Source organism: Colwellia sp. BRX10-1, assembly GCF_014077545.1.
GTDB lineage: Bacteria > Pseudomonadota > Gammaproteobacteria > Enterobacterales > Alteromonadaceae > Colwellia_A.
Window position 1 is genome coordinate 1 of sequence record NZ_JACGWC010000106.1, and the last position, 431, is coordinate 431.

The window sequence follows — 431 nt, forward strand, 5'->3', positions numbered from 1 at the left end:
ATCACTATTTACTTCATCATTTATTAAAAACTCAGGTAAAATAACATTATTATTTTACCTGAGTTTTTTATCTTTATGTCACAGCCTTTTACCTACTCAACAACCTACGAACTAGACAAAGCCCAATATGGTGCCGGTGATACGGAAAGTTCTACCTTAACGATTTCAGTAACACCTGTATCAGATCTTACTGATGACAATGAATCTGTTACAACAGCTGAAGATACCCCAGTCTCTGGTAACGTTTTAGATAATGCAGCAACTGCAGACGGACCATTAACTGTAACGAGTTTTACTGTTGATGGGAATACGTATAATGCTGGTGATACCGTTACTCTCGCTGAAGGTGAACTCACTTTAAATGCCGATGGTAGTTACACTTTTACACCAAATGACAATTTCAATGGTGCTGTTCCTGTAATTACTTATAC

Annotated in this window: 1 protein-coding gene; it reads left to right on the plus strand. The window is 36.9% G+C overall.

Annotation, left to right across the window (positions count from 1 at the left end; genetic code table 11):
• Window positions 1-75: 75 nt before the first annotated feature.
• Window positions 76-431: Ig-like domain-containing protein (locus H4J75_RS19740; protein ID WP_182223073.1), on the plus strand; the 356-nt coding region annotated here is incomplete at its 3' end.